Here is a 952-nt window from a genome sequence, read left to right on the forward strand (position 1 = left end):
GTACAGGGATGCAATGTGGTTTGACCTGAGCGAGTACGATAATTCCGGGGAAGTTAGTGACGCGTCTCTTTCTCTCTTCTGGTATTATCCGGTAGGAAACTCAAGACCGGCAGATACTGTAATTGAGGTTTACAGACCTGCTTCTGCCTGGGACCCGGGCTATGTGAGCTGGAATAAGAGAACCAGTGGTCTTGCATGGAAAAATCCAGGAGGAGACTGGTACGATAAAAACGGTGTTTTGCAGGGAACTACACCCTATGCCACGATAACCATTAAGGGCAGTACCCTCCCTGACAACAGGTACTATGAGCTGGATGTAACCGACCTCGTAAAAGAGTACACCAGTGGAAAATATGAGAATACCGGTTTTCTGATTAAAGCTCGTAGTGAAAGCAACAATTATATCGCATTCTACAGCAGCGACTGCGGAATCGAAAGCAAGGAGCCAGAGCTTAGCATAACACAGAAAGCACCTGTAGTGACTGAACCTGTAGTGACTGTAAATGAAACCATTACTGGTGCAAAGGATAACCGCTTACGGGAAGCTTCTTCTAACACAGTCTACAAGAGTTCATCCTATATTGATGTAGGCGGAATGAGTACTGGGAGGTACAGGGATGCAATGTGGTTTGATCTGAGCAAGTACACCGGTTCTACCGAAGTTAGTGATGCAGCCCTTTCTCTCTTCTGGTATTATCCGGCAGGAAGCTCAAGACCAGCAGATACTGTGATTGAGGTTTACAGGCCTGCTTCTACCTGGGACCCGGGCTATGTGAGCTGGAATAAGAGAAACAGCGGTATTGCATGGAAAAATCCAGGAGGAGACTGGTACGATAAAAACGGTGTTTTGCAGGGAAGTACGCCCTATGCAACAATGACTATTAAGGGCAGTACTCTCCCTGACAACAGATACTATGAACTGAACGTAACCGAGCTCGTAAAAGAGTACACC

At 46.6% G+C, this 952-nt stretch carries 1 protein-coding gene; it reads left to right on the plus strand.

The window, feature by feature from the left end; genetic code table 11:
• The coding region (locus tag EO98_RS10545; protein WP_048160056.1) for a disaggregatase related repeat-containing protein at positions 1 to 952 on the plus strand (952 nt) is incomplete at both ends.

This window comes from Methanosarcina sp. 2.H.T.1A.6 (genome assembly GCF_000979455.1).
In the GTDB taxonomy this organism is placed as follows: domain Archaea; phylum Halobacteriota; class Methanosarcinia; order Methanosarcinales; family Methanosarcinaceae; genus Methanosarcina.